The sequence below is a fragment of the Flavobacterium swingsii genome (genome assembly GCF_900111965.1).
In the GTDB taxonomy this organism is placed as follows: domain Bacteria; phylum Bacteroidota; class Bacteroidia; order Flavobacteriales; family Flavobacteriaceae; genus Flavobacterium; species Flavobacterium swingsii.
The window spans coordinates 105,652-121,777 of sequence record NZ_FOJT01000002.1; the positions used below are offsets into that span (position 1 = coordinate 105,652).

Annotated in this window: 18 protein-coding genes; 10 read left to right on the forward strand and 8 right to left on the reverse strand. The window is 31.3% G+C overall.

The features are described 5' to 3' along the window. Nucleotides 1-18: 18 nt before the first annotated feature. On the reverse strand, nt 19-471 hold the full coding sequence (locus BM053_RS03235; protein ID WP_091473971.1) for a 2-dehydro-3-deoxyphosphooctonate aldolase: 453 nt from the start codon (nt 469-471) through the stop codon (nt 19-21). 69 nt (nt 472-540) lie between these two features. Between BM053_RS03235 and BM053_RS03240 the strand changes: the two genes are divergently transcribed. Continuing rightward, complete coding sequence (locus BM053_RS03240) at nt 541-1,098, forward strand: YeeE/YedE family protein (protein ID WP_091473973.1); 558 nt, start codon at nt 541-543, stop codon at nt 1,096-1,098. Nucleotides 1,099-1,102: 4 nt separating this feature from the next. Beyond that, the gene (locus BM053_RS03245; RefSeq protein ID WP_091473975.1) at nt 1,103-1,516 is read left to right on the forward strand and encodes a DUF6691 family protein; all 414 of its coding nucleotides are present in this window, start codon (nt 1,103-1,105) and stop codon (nt 1,514-1,516) included. Here BM053_RS03245 and BM053_RS03250 read toward each other — a convergent pair. Both BM053_RS03250 and BM053_RS03255 read right to left on the reverse strand, forming a co-directional pair. Further along, on the reverse strand, nt 1,513-2,178 hold the full coding sequence (locus BM053_RS03250; RefSeq protein ID WP_091473977.1) for a lysoplasmalogenase: 666 nt from the start codon (nt 2,176-2,178) through the stop codon (nt 1,513-1,515). The genes BM053_RS03245 and BM053_RS03250 overlap by 4 nt on opposite strands. A 2-nt stretch (nt 2,179-2,180) precedes the next feature. Continuing rightward, nucleotides 2,181-3,452, reverse strand: coding sequence for a sterol desaturase family protein (locus tag BM053_RS03255; RefSeq protein WP_091473979.1), 1,272 nt, complete (start codon nt 3,450-3,452; stop codon nt 2,181-2,183). Nucleotides 3,453-3,665: 213 nt separating this feature from the next. Between BM053_RS03255 and BM053_RS03260 the strand changes: the two genes are divergently transcribed. Further along, entirely contained in the window at nt 3,666-4,307 is a 642-nt protein-coding gene (locus BM053_RS03260) for a lipocalin family protein (protein ID WP_143076459.1), read from the forward strand. Nucleotides 4,308-4,391: 84 nt separating this feature from the next. On the opposite strand, the gene BM053_RS03265 is transcribed toward BM053_RS03260, so the two are convergent. From BM053_RS03265 to BM053_RS03280, 4 genes are all read right to left on the reverse strand, one after another. Beyond that, entirely contained in the window at nt 4,392-4,667 is a 276-nt protein-coding gene (locus BM053_RS03265; RefSeq protein ID WP_091473985.1) for an ATP-dependent Clp protease adaptor ClpS, read from the reverse strand. Between the two features lie 81 nt (nt 4,668-4,748). Further along, nucleotides 4,749-5,582 (reverse strand): 50S ribosomal protein L11 methyltransferase, encoded by an 834-nt coding sequence (gene prmA, locus BM053_RS03270; protein WP_091473986.1) that lies wholly within the window; start codon nt 5,580-5,582, stop codon nt 4,749-4,751. A gap of 130 nt (nt 5,583-5,712) precedes the next feature. Beyond that, nucleotides 5,713-7,875, reverse strand: coding sequence for a choice-of-anchor I family protein (locus BM053_RS03275; RefSeq protein WP_091473988.1), 2,163 nt, complete (start codon nt 7,873-7,875; stop codon nt 5,713-5,715). Nucleotides 7,876-7,998: 123 nt separating this feature from the next. Then, complete coding sequence (locus tag BM053_RS03280) at nt 7,999-8,496, reverse strand: GNAT family N-acetyltransferase (RefSeq protein ID WP_091473989.1); 498 nt, start codon at nt 8,494-8,496, stop codon at nt 7,999-8,001. 75 nt (nt 8,497-8,571) lie between these two features. Here BM053_RS03280 and BM053_RS03285 point away from each other — a divergent pair, with 75 nt between their 5' ends. The 4 genes from BM053_RS03285 to BM053_RS03300 all read left to right on the forward strand — a co-directional run bounded on the left by BM053_RS03285 (nt 8,572) and on the right by BM053_RS03300 (nt 12,303). Then, nucleotides 8,572-9,246, forward strand: coding sequence for a hypothetical protein (locus BM053_RS03285; protein WP_091473991.1), 675 nt, complete (start codon nt 8,572-8,574; stop codon nt 9,244-9,246). A 39-nt stretch (nt 9,247-9,285) separates the two neighbouring features. Beyond that, complete coding sequence (gene menD / locus BM053_RS03290; protein ID WP_091473992.1) at nt 9,286-10,938, forward strand: 2-succinyl-5-enolpyruvyl-6-hydroxy-3-cyclohexene-1-carboxylic-acid synthase; 1,653 nt, start codon at nt 9,286-9,288, stop codon at nt 10,936-10,938. A 66-nt stretch (nt 10,939-11,004) separates the two neighbouring features. Further along, nucleotides 11,005-11,349 carry a DUF2853 family protein gene (locus tag BM053_RS03295; protein ID WP_091473994.1) on the forward strand — a complete coding sequence of 115 codons (345 nt, stop codon included), beginning with the start codon at nt 11,005-11,007 and terminating at the stop codon, nt 11,347-11,349. A gap of 102 nt (nt 11,350-11,451) precedes the next feature. Beyond that, nucleotides 11,452-12,303, forward strand: a complete 852-nt coding sequence (locus BM053_RS03300; RefSeq protein ID WP_091473996.1) for a CvfB family protein — start codon at nt 11,452-11,454, stop codon at nt 12,301-12,303. 309 nt (nt 12,304-12,612) lie between these two features. On the opposite strand, the gene BM053_RS03305 is transcribed toward BM053_RS03300, so the two are convergent. Continuing rightward, nucleotides 12,613-12,798 carry a hypothetical protein gene (locus tag BM053_RS03305; protein ID WP_091473997.1) on the reverse strand — a complete coding sequence of 62 codons (186 nt, stop codon included), beginning with the start codon at nt 12,796-12,798 and terminating at the stop codon, nt 12,613-12,615. Nucleotides 12,799-13,027: 229 nt separating this feature from the next. Between BM053_RS03305 and BM053_RS03310 the strand changes: the two genes are divergently transcribed. The 3 genes from BM053_RS03310 (at nt 13,028) to menA (ending at nt 16,108) form a co-directional block, all read left to right on the forward strand. Next, nucleotides 13,028-13,867, forward strand: coding sequence for a 1,4-dihydroxy-2-naphthoyl-CoA synthase (locus BM053_RS03310; protein ID WP_091473999.1), 840 nt, complete (start codon nt 13,028-13,030; stop codon nt 13,865-13,867). Nucleotides 13,868-13,935: 68 nt separating this feature from the next. Further along, complete coding sequence (locus BM053_RS03315) at nt 13,936-15,123, forward strand: transglutaminase domain-containing protein (RefSeq protein WP_091474002.1); 1,188 nt, start codon at nt 13,936-13,938, stop codon at nt 15,121-15,123. 55 nt (nt 15,124-15,178) lie between these two features. Further along, complete coding sequence (menA, locus tag BM053_RS03320) at nt 15,179-16,108, forward strand: 1,4-dihydroxy-2-naphthoate octaprenyltransferase (RefSeq protein ID WP_091474003.1); 930 nt, start codon at nt 15,179-15,181, stop codon at nt 16,106-16,108. Nucleotides 16,109-16,126: the final 18 nt, after the last annotated feature.

Sequence of the window (16,126 nt, forward strand, 5' to 3'; positions counted from 1 at the left end):
ATTTTGGTTTTATTAAAATTATTTCCTAGCTGATAAACCAATAGGAATTAATAATTCTCCTTTTTCAAATTTGTTAATGTAAAGTAAAACAGGCTTGGTTTGTCCTTTCCAAGTTATTTCGAAAGTATCTATTGTTCCTGCTCCAGTATCGGCTCTTTTCGTTGGAAATGGGCAACAAGCCTCTTTTTGCACATATTTAATTCTTTCTCCTTTTGGTCCAGCCAAAGCATTTAGAAATCGGATTTGATTATTCATTCCGTCTTCTACCGAAGTGAAATTTACATTTACAGGATAATCTTGATTATAACCATATTTTTTTGAAGTTGCATTTTTCGTAATGATAAAACTGCCAAAACCTTCATTTAATCCCGGTCCAATAACTGAATCGTCTATGTTTTGTATAGTTAGTTTTGTACTAATGCAAGACGACATTAATAACGCTATAAAAGAACTAATAACAATTTTTTTCATTTTCTTAAATCTTTGTGTAATTGTAACAAATATAGGAAGATTCTACTATTTTTGTAAAAAAAAGATTCGATGGAATATATCACACATACCTGGCATTGGTCAATTTCCGGTTTTTTAATCGGAATTATAATGCTTTTGTTAATTTATTTTGGTAAACATTTCGGAATGTCGTCTAATCTTAGAAGTTTATGTTCTATGACTGGAGTAGGAAAACACGTTTCGTTTTTCGATTGGGATTGGAAATCACAACGTTGGAATCTAATCGTGGTTCTTGGAGCTATGATTGGTGGTTTTGTAGCGGTTCATTTTTTGTCAGATGCTTCAAATGTGGCTATAAATCCTGAAACGATTGCTCAGTTATCTAAATTTGGTATCGAAGCGCCAAATGGAAAAATCGCACCCAATACTATGTTTGGACTTGAAGTTTTTCAATCTCCAAAAATGATTTTTATTTTATTAATAGGTGGAATTCTAATAGGTTTTGGTTCTCGTTATGCTGGTGGTTGTACTTCTGGTCACGCAATTTCGGGACTTAGTAATTTGCAATTACCATCGTTAAAAGCGGTTATTGGGTTTTTTATAGGCGGCTTGGTTATGGCTCATTTTATTTTTCCACTTTTATTTTAAGACAATGAATTTACTTAAATACTTAGCAGTTGGTTTTATTTTTGGATTGGTTTTAACCAAATCTGAAGCGGTTTCTTGGTACAGAATATACGAAATGTTTATGTTTCAATCGTTTCACATGTACGGAATTATTGGGGTTGCCATAACTACAGGAATTATCGGGATTCAAATTATTAAAAGAAATAAACTCAAAGATATTGATGGACTTACCATCGAAATTATTGACAAAGAAAAAGGTTCGTTCCGTTATTGGATTGGTGGTTTACTCTTTGGATTGGGTTGGGCATTAGTGGGCTCCTGTCCAGGGCCTATTTTTATACTTATTGGTGCAGGATTTATGAGTGTTGGCATCATATTAGTTGGCGCGCTTCTAGGAACTTTCCTTTATGGCGTTATAAAAGATAAATTACCTCATTAATTTTTCTGATTCAGTTTCAAAATCCCCGATACAATGCAGTATTGTGCTACAATATAAGTAAACATAATAATGAAATTGGCACTTAAAATAGGATTATAAAATTTATTAATAGCCAGAAAACTATCTGAAATCACAAAAAATAAGGCGCCAATTAAGATTAATATATTCATGGGTTTTTGCCAAGAAAAATAACCTTTTATAGCCATAACAAGCATCAACGAAATGGTAAATGCATAAACCGAAACAGGAATTTTTAAATCTCCTAGTTTTGGAAATAGTAAAGACAACATACTTCCTAAATAAACTAAAACGGCTACAAAACCAAACCAAAACTGCCAGTTTTTAGCATAATTCCCTTCCGATTTTTGTTTGATAAAAAGCACGATAAACAAAATATGAGCAACTAAAAACGAAACCAATCCGAAAATAAAATACAATTCTCCTTTGTCTGCAAACATTAATATTACATCACCAATCCAAGAAAAGATTAAGGCAAGTAGTAACCATTTTTTTGTAGAAAAAACTTCGGATTTATAAGCTGCCAAAATTAAAAAAGGCAATAAAAATGGTTTGAAATACCAAGCAATATTATCCTGGCCAAAAATGATTAATAATAGATAAAAAGCACTTACTACTAGAAAATAATTTAATAATTTACTCATTTTTAGGTATTTAAAATTGCTTTGGTTTCTAATTTGAAATCGATGGTTATAAAGTAAATATTTATTAATAATGAAACAGATAAATAACCCAAAACCAAGTAATTTCCTATTGCTATTACCGAGTTTAACCCAAACCAATCGCCATAATAACGAATAATTCCTAAAGCGAAAATGAATCGGATACTTTCCCAAATAACTGAATATTTATTTTTGTCCATCAAATCAGTATAACTATATATTGTGATGAATATAAAAGCACCATAAACAAAAATATTAGTTAATCCAATTTTTGCAATATTATCAAACAAGTAACTTACAAAAAGTAGCGTGATTAACATTTGTGCCACCGACCAATAAATTAGTTTGTTTGAGTTTTCAGTGCCATACTTATCAAAATTAAATACATCATTTATTTTATGAATTGGGTATTTTTCATCAAAACCTTCAGGTCTCCAACCTGTTGGCATAAACCAAATTCTAAATTTGTCTTTCCAATTCTCGGCATACCAAGCATCTTTAATTAAAATCCATAAATGTTGAAAATTTATTTTAAAAGGATTCCAAGTTTCTGCAGGACGCGTAATTCCAAAAACAGCTGGAACTTCAGGTAATTCTTCTTGGAAAGTACCAAACCATTTGTCCCAAAAAATAAATATTTGTGAATGATTTTTATCCATATATTCAGGATTAATAGCGTGATGAACTCTGTGGTGAGATGGTGTGACCAATATTTTTTCTAGGAATCCCATTTTACCAATATATCTTGTATGATACCAAAATTGCAAAAACAACTGAATAGGAAGCGTGATGGCAATAACTTGAGCAGGAACACCTAAAATTGCAGCAGGAATAAGTAAAAAGGTAAATAAATTTACAAAACTCGAAACGGTTTGTCGTAATGCACAAGCCAAATTAAATTCTTCCGAACTGTGGTGAATGGCGTGTTTGTTCCAAAAAAAGTTAATCTGGTGCGCCCAACGATGTGTCCAATAACCATAAAAATCGATAATAAAAAAACCAATAATATAAGTTAGGATATTCGCTTCTAAACTAAAAATTGCTAGTTTAGAAACTAACCATTCGTAACTTAATAACGAAATACTGAGTCCCAAGACATCTTTTACAGAATTTGTAATACCAGAACTTATACTCGAAACACTATCCATCAAAGGAGCATGATCAATGCCTTTGTAGTAGCCATATATTTTTTCTATTACTATCAATAGTAAAAAAATGGGCATAGCAATAATTAGTATTTTTCCGTATTGTTCCATGATTTAATAATTTTTTACTAAAGTATGAAAATCAAAACAAATAATTCAATTTTTTAGCTTTCTATATCAGAAATTTCTTTAGCACATTCTAACTTAATTAGGGTATTTTGGAGTAAAAATAAGCAGAAAATTTTATTTTATAATTCATTTGTATTTATATTAACTATCTTTAATTCATATTGTTACACTAATTTTTAATTAAAATTTTAAGTCATGAAAAAAATAATTACGTTACCAATATGTATATTGTATTTAATGGTATTGGTTTCATGTACAACGGATTCTTCAGCAGATTCTCAGGTTCCAGCAAATTATAGTGAAAACACTGCGAGTATGGGGTATATAGGTGTAGGAGGTACTGGGAGCACGGGTGGTGGTAGCAATACTGGAAGTCCAAGTATTATTACAAATCCATATTTTGGATTTTTAGATGGTGATGGAAATTATGATTTTTTTATTGATATGCCTATAGAAAGTTCTCCTTCAAATTTAATAATAGGAAGATGGGAAATTACAAAATTAGGAATAGATGAAAACAATGATGGAAATATAATGTATTATAATTATGCGGATTATAATCATCGTGTATGCGGGAAAAACATTTTGCAATTCAATAACAATGGAACAGTTTTCGAGAATTCATATTATAATAACAATGGGATTTGCAGCATTCATTCCGAAAAAGATGATTTTGAGTTTCTTGAAAATGACAGACTTAAAATTTATGTTTATGACAATATATATATTGTTAAAGTAACTCAAACAGAATTAGTTTTAAAATATGACTGGGATTTTGACGGTTCACTTTATGGACCAATGCAAGCCTATTATTATTTTGATAGAATTGTTCGATAGAATTAATAATAAAAGTGATTAAAACTCTAAGTTATCAAGATGATAGTATAAGGTTTTAATCACTTTTTTAAGCATTGATTTTATTTATATTATCTCTGCGCTCAAACCAGCTTCTAATAAGGAAGAACATTGTGGTTTTAGCTCATCAAAAGTTCCAGTTTTTACAACACATTTACCTTTGTAATGTACCAGTAATGCACATTGTTCGGCTTGTAATTCGTCGTGATTGCAAACTCTAATTAATGTGTCAATAACATGATCGAAAGTATTCACATCGTCATTGAATAATACAATTTCGTTATTAATACCAACTGATTCTAGAACATCAGTTTCTACTTGTATTTTTTCTATTGTTGCCATTTACTTTAGATTTTTAAACTTCTTAGATTTTAGATTTCTTAGACTTTTGGCTATTGCCTTTTGCCATGTGGCTTTCTAATACTAATTTACATATTTTAATGATACCCAATTGTTTCGTTCCAGTTTTTTAACAAAAGTTAAACCTTTTTCGGTACAAGAAGCATCTATAAACGGGATATCTTCGGTGTAAAAACCGCTAAAAAGAATGGTTCCTTTTGGGTTCAGACAATCTACATAGGCTTGCATATCATTTAATAAAATATTGCGGTTAATGTTGGCAATTATTAAATCATATTTCTTGTCTTTTAGCAAAGCAGCATCACCTTCGTAAACTGTAATATGTTTGCAATTATTGCGTTCTGCATTTTCGATAGAATTCAGGTAACACCAATTGTCAATATCTATAGCATCTATTGGCTGAGCGCCTTTCATTTCGGCAAGAATGGCAAGAATTGCTGTACCGCAACCCATGTCTAAAGTTTTCATTCCAGTAACATCGATCTCTAATAAATGCTGAATCATCATGTGTGTCGTTTCGTGATGACCAGTTCCGAAACTCATTTTTGGTTCGATAACAATATCAAATTCGGCATTGGTTTTTGGGTGAAAAGGAGCACGAACGTGACAATTTCCGTCTACATCTATCGCTTCAAAGTTTTTTTCCCATTCTTCGTTCCAATTTACTTGCTCTATTTCTTCAAAAGTGTAAGAAATCTTGAATTCTGGATTGTCTAAAATATAAATATCTTCCAGGATATCTTCCGTCCAAAGTGATTTTTGTACAAAAGCCGAAAAACCAGTTTCGGTTTCTATAAAACTTTCAAAAGCTTTTTCGCCTAATTCGGCGATAAGTATTTCTGAACCTAATTCTTTTGGCTCGACCGAGAAGTGATAACCTAAATATATATTTGACATGGTAATTTTTATTTTTGCAAAGGTAATATATCTTAAACTATTCGTTATAATTTTTTTGATAAATGAGATTAAAAGTAAAAAAGCCAGAAAGGAAACTCCAATCTGGCTTTTTTTAATTGAAGATAATAAGTTATTTGATTACTAATTTCTTTACAATTCCTTCAGAAGTTTTTACCAAATAAATTCCAGCAGAAAGGTGAGATGTGTTTATTGTTAATGCATTTTTTTCTTGTTGAATTAATTTTCCGCTAAAATCATATAATTCAAAATCGGCAATACGATTAAAATATACAATTCCGTTTTCCGATGGATTTGGAAAAATCACAAATGTTTTTGGTTCAAGAGAAAATCCTTCTGTTGATAAATTAGTTGTATTGACTTCAAATAATGAAATGGTTCCACTTATTTCATTAGCTACAGCCGCATAATTTTTACCTGTTGTAGTGTTTTCAGCTTTGATAAATGTTACGCCTTCAGGACCATTGTCGCCTGTGTAAGCAGAAACATTACGACTGTTTTTATAATCTACAAATTTCACATTATTAGGATTTGTAACATCGTAAACCATAATGCCGCCAACTCTTTCTAAAGTAATAAATGCGAAAGTTTGTCCGTTTAATTCAGCTAGAGTAACTCCTTCTGGTTCAGGACCTTTAGCGCGACTTCTTCCTTTTTTGACATTATCACTATGATCTGAATTAAAAATGGTACTGATTGAAGGAGTTAAAGCAGTATATTTTTCAAAATCATCACCACTATCATACACAATTGATTTTGTATCGGCATTAAAAATAGAAAACGAACGACTTCCTAATGAATATATTTGTTCGAATGCGGCATCGGCATCGGTATTTCCATTAAGATTGGTTACTCTCATTCTTCCGGCGTTATTACTGTTTTTTAAAACAGCACTTTGAGGGTAATTAGTGGCATCTAGAGCATATCCACCAGCACCAATAGTTGTTCTTTCATTCAAACCTGTATATTCTTTTTCGTCTCCTTCATTTGCAGTTACTAAATATGTTGTTCCAGCTACACTATAATTAGCAACTCCATCAGGAATATAATAGGATTTGATAGGCCAGTTTGCAATTAAAACCTGACTGTTATTATCAGAAATATCCATTCCGTTTCCGGGTAAACTAACATCTTTTGTGCCTAAAGCCCAAATATCGGTATAAGAATTGGTTGTCAGATTAATTTCTGCAATGGCATTGCTTTCTTGAATAGTAACCCAAGCTTTTTGCGAATTTTCGCTAATTGTAATGTATTCTGGTTCGAAATCCTGAGATAAAGTGCTTGACGCTTTCGTTTTACGAATTCCAGAAGCCAATAAAGTAGTTTCTTGCGAATTATAACCCGTAAACAATAAAGTTGTAACATTAGATTGTGATAAACCTGCAATTCCGCCTGCAATGTCTATGACAGAAACCGAGCCTTCCGGATCATTTGAATAGGAATCATTAGGTTGTCCCTCATTAGCAGTCATCACTTTATTTCCGTCGGGCGTAAACACAATCATATCAGGTAAAGCTCCCACAGTAACTTGTTTTAAGAATGTTCCATTGGTATTAAAAAATACAACACTTCCGTTCAATTGTTCATTAATATTTGGAGAAGCCACAGCAACAATTCCGTTTTTAACAGCAACGCTAGTAATTCCGCCGTAAGGAGTCATATCAATAGAACTTACTACACTTAAACTTGTAGGGTTTGAAAAATTAATAATATCTAATTTTTTAGCCACTGCACTTATTGTGAATAATCTTTGTGAAACAGGATCGTGAACTACAATTTCGCAGGTGCTTGTGCTAGCTCCTGAAGGATCAAAACTTCCCACATAATCTAGTTGAATATCTAGGTTTGGAGTTGGAGTCAATAAATCATTATCCTTTATATATATAGTAGTTAATGCATTTCCAGAAACAGAAAGATTTGAAGGATTTTCTAAACTCAATACAAAATATTCAGAATGTTGTTCATTAGCAGAATCATCAATAATTGGAATAGCAATTGTTTGTGTTGTTGAGCTACCTGAAGTGAAGTTTAAAGTTTGAGTTGTTAAAGTAAAATCGTTTGTGTCAGCTGTACTAAAAGGTGCCGTTTTGACAACCAAATTTACTGAAGAAGTGGTTGGACTTGTTAAAGTTAAATTAACGTTTAAAATACCTTGATTTTCATTAGTCACAATAAAATTGGAAGTAAATGTAACAGTTTGACTCCAAGAATAAGTTGTTGCAATTAAAAAAAGTAGTGTTAAGAATTTTTTTGTGGTTTTGTAAATTTCTGACATAATTGTGGTTGTTTATATTTCCCACAAATGTCAAAACTGAGAATTAAGTTATCTTTAATTTAAAAACATTTTACAATTAGCAAAAGTTTATCTTTAAGTTAACAGCGTAAATTTTAGGTTGATTTATTCTAAAATCAATTGCATAAAAACCGAATCTAACCATCGGTTAAATTTGAAACCTGTTTCTTTAATTATTCCAACGGTTTTGAAACCAAATTTTTCATGAAAAGTAATACTGCTTTGGTTTTCGGAATCAATCACGCCAATTATTGTGTGTAGTTTTTGAGCTTTTGCCAAAGAAATTAATTCTAGTAATAACAATTTGCCTATACCATTTCCATGAAAATCTTTATGCACATATACCGAATGTTCGACCGTAAATCGGTAACCAACTTTAAATCGGAAAGCACCATAAGTTGCAAAACCAACAATTTTGTTTTCTTTTTCGGCCACAATAAAAGGAAAATGATGTTCGTTTTTCTCTTTTAAAATAGTAATTTGTTGTTCTAATGTTCTAGTATCATAATCCCAAATGGAAGTTGAATGTAAAATTTCATGATTTACAATTTCTAATACTGAAGACATATCTTCGATAGTTGCAATGCGGATTGTTACTGACATCTTTTTGTACTGTTGTGTGTTTAAAATTTACTGTTTTTATTTTTTATTGAAAATAAAAACAGTAAATTTAGGGTTATGAAATTAACCAACCTACCTAAAATATTAATAATTTTATACTTTATAAATCTTTTTTTGTATAGTATTTCTTCTTTAATAGGAATAGAGGAAGTAAAGATATTTTCTTGGGCCATAAGAATTCCTATTTTAGTTGTTTTATATTTGGTAACTTCAAAAAAGAGACAAATACTTTATATTGCCGCCTTGTTATTATATCAATTAGCTTCGGTTTATTTTTATTTTGATACACCATCAGGCTTCATTTTTGGAACATTTTGTTCTGCTTCTTTCAAAATTTGTTTAGTCATCTTAATTCTAGATTTGGTAACCAAAAACAACAGATTCGCTTTTGCGATTGCTTCGATTCCTTTTTTTGTTTTTTATTTATATATCATCGAAATTGTAATTTCATCATTAGGAGAGTTTTATTTTGTATGGATTATAAATGCATTTTTAACCTCATTTATAGGAGGCGTTGGAATCATTAATTATATTAATAATTCAGACAAAAAAAGCTTTTGGCTTCTTATAAGTGGCATTTTGTTTGTAATTCAAATAGGAGCCTTTTTTATCAATAAATTTTATCTTAAAACCGAATCAATATACCAAATTGTGATATTATCATATGCAATTTCACATTTCACTTTTTATAAATTCTTAATTTTAAAAGAGGAAGAAAAATATGTTAATTAGGTTTCATATTTGTAACTTTGGTACTTTGAAACTAAAAAAATGATTTACCCAAAAATACCTTTAGCACAAAGTATTATCGAAATTTGTAAAGCTAAAGGACTACACCATATTGTAATTTCTCCAGGTTCACGCAATGCGCCGCTCACTATTGGTTTTACAAACAATACGAAATTTACTTGTTATAGCATTGCTGATGAGCGTTGTGCAGCATTTTTTGCACTAGGAATGGCACAACAATTACAAAAACCAGTGGCTGTAGTTTGTACCTCAGGATCTGCATTGCTTAATTATTATCCTGCAGTTGCAGAAGCTTTTTATAGTCAGATTCCGCTAGTAGTAATTTCTGCCGACAGACCACAAAATAAGATAGATATTGGCGACGGACAAACGATTCGCCAAGAGAATGTGTTTGCCAATCACAGTTTGTACAATGCTAATTTAGTCGAAAATGCATCGAAAGAAAACGATGCTAAAATTCAGGAAGCAATACATTTGGCAGCGATTAAAAAAGGACCAGTACATATTAATGTTCCGTTTGAAGAACCTTTGTATGAAACCGTTGATGCTATTTCTGTTAATATAAAAATGATAGATTTTGATATAGAAAACAAAGAATTAGAAAATCTAGATGTTTTTGCAAACCAATGGAATCAAGCCAAAAAGAAGCTAATACTTATAGGTGGTTGCAATCCAGATTTTATCCAGCAATCTATTGTAAATGTTCTGGCAAACAATAATTCGGTGGTGGTAATGACCGAAGTAACATCGAACGTGCATCACGCTAATTTTATTACTAATATTGATACGATTATCACACCGTTTACCGATGAGGATTTTAGTAATTTTCAACCAGAAATATTAGTCACAATTGGCGGAATGATAGTGTCTAAAAGGATTAAAGCATTTCTTAGAAAATACAAACCACAACAACATTGGCATATAGATGAATTACGTGCTTATGATACTTTTGACTGTTTGACAAAACATTTTGAAGTTTCACCAAATGTATTTTTTAATGAATTTATACCTAAAATCATTACTATAGAAAGTGATTATCTACCAAAAGTATTAGAAATAAAAAAGATAAGAGCCCAAAAAACGGAAACCTATTTGGCAACAATTCCTTTTTCAGATTTTAAAGCTTTCGAGATTATATTACCAAAATTATCATTGAATAGCCAGTTGCAAATAAGTAATAGTTCGGCGATTCGGTATGCACAATTATTTCCTATAGATTCTAGCATAGAAGTTTTTTGTAATCGTGGAACTAGTGGAATTGATGGAAGTACATCGACAGCAATAGGAGCGGCATTAGCATCGGAAAAAAAAACGATTCTTATTACTGGCGATATTAGTTTTTTGTATGATAGTAATGCCTTGTGGAACAATTACATTCCTGAAAACTTCAAAATAATTTTACTTAACAACGGTGGTGGTGGTATTTTTAGAATATTACCAGGACACGAAGAAAATGAAACTTTCAATACTTATTTTGAAACCTCACATCAATTAACGGCAGAACATCTCGCCAAGATGTATGATTTTGAATATGAAAAAGCTGTCGATGAAAAATCATTAAAAGAAAACCTAAAAATAGCATTAAATACTAAAAAATCAATAATTTTAGAAGTCTTTACACCCACAAAAGTTAATGATTCGATATTATTGAATTATTTTAAGAATTTGACCTAATATTTTTTATAAATTATAATAAAAATCTATTATATTTGAATTTAAATAACATCAACAAACTATATTATGAGTAAAAGAGACGAACTTATCGCTGTATACGCAGCAGACCTGAAAGAAAAATGTGGACATACTGCCGATATGGCTTTGTTAACAAAAGTAACTGTTGGTTGCGGGCCATCTATTTACAATAAAGATGCAGCAACAGTGGCAGGGACCCAACAATCTGAATTAGATACAGTAAAAAATAATTTCTTAATCAAGAAATTAGGATTAAAAGACGGAGCTGATTTAGATAAAGGTATCGAAGCTGTTATGGAAAAGTATGGTAAGTCTAATAAGAACAAATACAGAGCAGTAGTATATTATTTACTAGCTGTTCATTTCAAAAAAGAAAGTGTTTACAACAAATAGTAAATAGTTTTATAAAATAGTAAGCGTTTCAGAAATGAAGCGCTTTTTTATTGGAACAACTTCTAAACTTTGTACCTTTGCCACATTAAGAAATAGAATAAAATGATTGAAATAGGAAAATACAACACGCTAACGATACTTAGAGAAACTAAAGTTGGGTTATATTTAGGTTTGCCCGAGGAAAATAAAGATCCAAGTAAAGACATATTATTGCCTATAAAATATATCCCGAACGAATTCGAAATAGGTGAGGAGCTTATCGTTTTTGTATATCTAGACCATGAAGAGCGCCCTGTGGCAACAACGCTCGAGCCTTATATTTTGTTGAACGAATTTGCGCTTTTGCGTGTAAATTATGTAAACCAAGTAGGCGCATTTATGGATTGGGGAATGGAAAAAGACATTCTTGTTCCGTTTAAAGAGCAAGCCAGACCGATGGAAAAAGGAAAACGTTATTTAGTTTACCTTTATATGGACGAAAAAACAAACCGATTGGTAGCGTCTAGCAAAACCAATCAGTTTCTGAATAATGAGAATATCACGGTCGAGAATGGAGAAGAAGTAGATTTAATCGTTTCTCATATTACCGAAGTAGGTATTAATGTGATTATCAACGAAAAGCACAAAGGATTACTGTACAAAAACGAAGTTTATGATGATTTGCGAACTGGAGACAGGATTGTAGGTTACATAAAAAATATTCGTCCCGACGGAAAAATAGATGTATCGGCAACAAAATTGGGTTTCGAAAAAGTAGAACCAAGTGCGCAAATTATTCTCGACGAACTAAAAGCAAGTCGTGGTTTCCTTCGTCTAAACGATGATTCTCACCCAGAAGACATAAAAACAGTCTTGAAAATGAGCAAAAAAACCTTCAAAAAAGCCATTGGAACTTTGTATAAAGAAAAACTGATTGAGATAAAAGAAGACGGAATATATTTAGTGAAAGAGTAATAAATTGTCATTCCCGCGTAATGTGGGAACAAAAAATGCCAACTTTAATAATCAAGGCTGGCATTTTTCTGTCTATTTCTTTTCAAAAATAGACGATAACATACGTAAAGTGATAATAACATGCTTTACTAAAATCAAAAAATTAAATAAACTTAACTAGAATAATTTCTTTCAATGTAGAGCAAACTCTATTCTTATTCTAATTTTTTTGTACTCTGTCTTTTAAACAACTCTCTGGAGCTGCCACAATATAAAACCAATATTCGCTTTATTACCTGTGGTTTAGTTATAAATATTAAAGATTGAAGCTTATTTCTTGCTTATCGAATCTTTTGGTTCAACCATAGGGGCTACTGTATCAGTAACTATACTATCTGTAACTTCTGGAGTCATTTGCTCTGTGGTAATTTCCTCAGCTGGTGTTTCTATTCCTTTTTTACAACTTGCGAAAAAGATACCAAATGCTAGAGCGACAACTAAAACAATTTTTTTCAAATAAATCTTTTTTTAAGTTAATAAATCCGTGTGTGAATTAATAATTTTAAATCAATGTAAAAAATTGATTTTCAATACATTAAAAGTAAATAAAAATTAAATATAAAACACAAACGGAAGTCATTTTATTTTAAAATTTAACATTTGAAAGCTAATTTGTAAGATTCTTTTTAGGAACTAATATGTTGTTTGGTACAAATGAATTATTTTTACATTAAAATAAATACACATGAATAAAATAGATTGGAAAACCGTTCGAGAATTTGAAGATATAACCTACAAAAAATGCAATGGTGTAGCTCGAATAGCGTTTAATCGTCCTGATGTTCGCAATGCTTTTCGTCCTAAAACTACTGCCGAATTATTACAAGCATTTCACGATGCACAAGAAGACACTACTATAGGTGTTGTTTTACTATCTGCCGAAGGACCGTCAAATAAAGATGGAGTGTATTCTTTTTGTAGCGGAGGCGACCAGAAAGCACGCGGGCAGCAAGGTTATGTAGGCGATGACGGTTACCACCGATTGAATATTCTCGATGTGCAACGATTGATACGTTTTATGCCAAAAGCAGTAATTTGTGTTGTTCCAGGTTGGGCTGTAGGTGGCGGACATAGTCTACACGTTGTTTGCGATTTGACTTTAGCCAGTAAAGAACATGCTATTTTCAAACAAACTGATGCCGATGTGACTAGCTTCGATGGCGGTTATGGTTCGGCTTATTTAGCTAAAATGGTTGGTCAGAAAAAAGCTCGTGAAATTTTCTTTCTAGGAAGAAATTATTCAGCTCAAGAAGCTTTCGAAATGGGTATGGTAAATGCTGTAATTCCTCATGATGAGCTAGAAGATACTGCTTACGAGTGGGCACAAGAAATTTTGGCTAAATCGCCAATGTCTATCAAAATGCTAAAATTTGCAATGAATCTTACCGATGATGGAATGGTCGGACAACAAGTGTTTGCTGGAGAAGCCACTCGATTAGCTTATATGACTGATGAAGCAAAAGAAGGACGAGATGCCTTTTTAGAAAAAAGAAAGCCTAATTTTGAAAAGAAATGGTTGCCTTAAAGTTTATTCGTTAATTCGGGTATTTGTTTAATCGAAAAACAATAACCGATTAACCAAAACAAAAATAGATGAAACAAATAAAATTCATATTTTTTTTAATCCTAACAACTCAGATACTTTTTGCTCAGAAAACGGTAGTTAATGAATATTCAATCATTGATAAAAAAGTGTTACAAATTCCTGATTCGTTAACAAAAACGACAGGAGGTATTGCAAGTTATATCACTGAAAACTTTAAGACTGATAAGGACAAATCTCGTGCAATTTTTATTTGGATCGCTTCAAATATTCGATATGATATTGATAATATGTTTGCTATGAATTTTTATGAAAAAAAAGAAGATAAAATAGCAAAACCATTAAAGACAAGAAAGGGAATATGTGAAAATTATGCTTCATTATTCACAGACATTTGTTTAAAGTCAGGAATGAAATCATTTGTAATTGAAGGTTATACAAAGCAAAATGGTAAAGTAGATACTATTCCTCACGCATGGTGTGCAGTTCTTCTTGATGGTTCTTGGTTTCTGTTCGACCCAACTTGGGGTTCTGGTTATGTAAATGAAGGTAAGTTTTTTAAGAAAATAAATAATCAGTACTATAAAGTAAATCCGTCATCACTTATAAAATCCCACATGCCGTTTGATTATTTATGGCAATTTCTTAATTATCCAGTAACAAATCAAGAATTTTATCAGGGTAAAACACAACAAAATAAGACCAAAATATTCTTTGATTTTAAAGATTCGATTCAACTATATGAAAAACAAAATCATATTGACCAATTAATATCATCTGCTTATCGTGTAGAAAAAAACGGAGTGAAAAATTCATTAGTTTTTGATAGACTTCAACATTTAAAATTAGAAATAGAAAACGAAAAACAAACTAAAACTGTAAATTTATATAATTTAGTAGTTATAGATTATAATGAAGGAATAATTAGATTTAATGATTTTATAAATTACAGAAACAAACAGTTTACACCAAATAAAACGGATTCTGAAATACAAACTATGATTGATATTTCGGATAATAAACTAAAAGAAGCAAAAAATAAATTAGGTCAAATTTCCAATGCTGATGCTAATACAACAAATATGATAATGCAAGTTGCAAAATCAATTGATGACGCAATAATTCATGTAAACGAGCAGGAAGATTGGTTGAAAGTATATTTTAGTAAAGGAAAATCAGGAAGGAAATCAATGTTTTATGAACGAAAATCAACATTATTTGGAATACCTTTGAATTAAAGTTTGTAAAGAAAATTTGATTAAAAAACAAAACCTCATACTCAAAACTCAAAAAATGAAACACTGGATACAAGCCGCACGATTACGAACCTTACCACTTTCCGTTTCGGGAATTATGGTAGGAAGTTTATATGCATTAGCCAACCCAACAAATAATATCCTCACGCCAACACAAGTATTTAGTTGGACAATCTTTGGTTTTGCGATGCTAACAACATTAGGATTACAAATTCTTTCTAATTTTGCAAACGATTATGGAGACGGAATCAAAGGAACTGACAATGAAGACAGAATAGGGCCAAAACGCGCCATACAAAGTGGCGTCATTACACCAGTTGCTATGAAACGAGCGATGGTAATAACAGCAATGTTAACTTTTATATCGGCAGTTTTGCTAATTTATGTTTCATTTCATGACAAACATTTGTGGTATTCTTTGTTTTTCTTACTGTTGGGAGGTTTAGCTATTGCTTCGGCGATACGATATACAGTTGGAAATTCGGCTTATGGTTACAAAGGTTTTGGAGATGTTTTTGTCTTTGTTTTCTTTGGTTTAGTAAGCACTTTAGGTGTCAACTTCTTGTATTCGAAACAATTCGATTGGCAATTAGTCCTTCCAGCAGCGGCAATAGGATTATTAAGTGTTGGCGTACTTAATTTAAACAATATGCGCGATGAGGTTTCTGATACAAAAGCAGGAAAGAACACATTAGTAGTTAAAATGGGCGGTGCAAAAGCTAAAATTTACCATTATTGTTTAATCATTATAGCAATGGTTTTGGTATTAATTTTTGCCATAATTTATAACGGAATAGGTTTCAGAATCGATCAATATGCTTTTTTAGTAGCGTATTTCCCATTATTAAGTCATCTAAAAACGGTTTATAATTGCCCTGAACCACGAGCGCTCGATCCGCAATTAAAAAAATTAGCCATCAGTACATTTTTATTATCGTTAATTCTGTCTATGGTTTTAATTTTTTAAACTATTGCCTAAAAACTT

Excerpts from the sequence above, each read along its gene's own strand:
- BM053_RS03275 (WP_091473988.1), bottom strand. The coding sequence starts at position 7,875 with ATGTCAGAAATTTACAAAACCACAAAAAAATTCTTAACACTACTTTTT.
- BM053_RS03285 (WP_091473991.1), top strand. The coding sequence starts at position 8,572 with ATGAAATTAACCAACCTACCTAAAATATTAATAATTTTATACTTTATA.
- BM053_RS03240 (WP_091473973.1), top strand. The coding sequence starts at position 541 with ATGGAATATATCACACATACCTGGCATTGGTCAATTTCCGGTTTTTTA.
- BM053_RS03255 (WP_091473979.1), bottom strand. The coding sequence starts at position 3,452 with ATGGAACAATACGGAAAAATACTAATTATTGCTATGCCCATTTTTTTA.
- BM053_RS03260 (WP_143076459.1), top strand. The coding sequence starts at position 3,666 with ATGAAAAAAATAATTACGTTACCAATATGTATATTGTATTTAATGGTA.
- BM053_RS03245 (WP_091473975.1), top strand. The coding sequence starts at position 1,103 with ATGAATTTACTTAAATACTTAGCAGTTGGTTTTATTTTTGGATTGGTT.
- BM053_RS03300 (WP_091473996.1), top strand. The coding sequence starts at position 11,452 with ATGATTGAAATAGGAAAATACAACACGCTAACGATACTTAGAGAAACT.
- BM053_RS03310 (WP_091473999.1), top strand. The coding sequence starts at position 13,028 with ATGAATAAAATAGATTGGAAAACCGTTCGAGAATTTGAAGATATAACC.
- prmA (WP_091473986.1), bottom strand. The coding sequence starts at position 5,582 with ATGTCAAATATATATTTAGGTTATCACTTCTCGGTCGAGCCAAAAGAA.
- BM053_RS03295 (WP_091473994.1), top strand. The coding sequence starts at position 11,005 with ATGAGTAAAAGAGACGAACTTATCGCTGTATACGCAGCAGACCTGAAA.
- BM053_RS03235 (WP_091473971.1), bottom strand. The coding sequence starts at position 471 with ATGAAAAAAATTGTTATTAGTTCTTTTATAGCGTTATTAATGTCGTCT.
- BM053_RS03280 (WP_091473989.1), bottom strand. The coding sequence starts at position 8,496 with ATGTCAGTAACAATCCGCATTGCAACTATCGAAGATATGTCTTCAGTA.
- menD (WP_091473992.1), top strand. The coding sequence starts at position 9,286 with ATGATTTACCCAAAAATACCTTTAGCACAAAGTATTATCGAAATTTGT.
- menA (WP_091474003.1), top strand. The coding sequence starts at position 15,179 with ATGAAACACTGGATACAAGCCGCACGATTACGAACCTTACCACTTTCC.
- BM053_RS03265 (WP_091473985.1), bottom strand. The coding sequence starts at position 4,667 with ATGGCAACAATAGAAAAAATACAAGTAGAAACTGATGTTCTAGAATCA.
- BM053_RS03250 (WP_091473977.1), bottom strand. The coding sequence starts at position 2,178 with ATGAGTAAATTATTAAATTATTTTCTAGTAGTAAGTGCTTTTTATCTA.
- BM053_RS03315 (WP_091474002.1), top strand. The coding sequence starts at position 13,936 with ATGAAACAAATAAAATTCATATTTTTTTTAATCCTAACAACTCAGATA.